A 281-nucleotide genomic window follows, 5' to 3' on the forward strand; every position below is an offset into this window, starting at 1 on the left:
TTTCATCCGTTACATCGCTACAAACCGAAAGGTCAGGACCGATAGTATCTTCAAGAGTAAGAATAGCCGTAAGATTGGTTTCATTACCACAATCATCAGCTACGGTATATACAACCGTTATTGTACCACCAAGCCCACAAATAGTAACTAGGTTTGTAAAAGCATAATCGGAAGTTACATCAAAAACAGCATCTGTATCACAGCTATCTGTACCACAAGATTGTAGTGCAAGTATGTTTGCAGCATTCCAATCGTTAGCAATGGTTTCATTATCTGTTCCA

At 38.8% G+C, this 281-nt stretch carries 1 protein-coding gene; it reads right to left on the minus strand.

Translation table 11 applies throughout. The annotated features are described in order from the left end of the window. Positions 1-281 (minus strand): hypothetical protein (locus ACVC3Y_RS00050; protein ID WP_452225705.1); only part of this gene is annotated, 281 nt, incomplete at both ends.

This window comes from Lacinutrix cladophorae, from assembly GCF_053604645.1.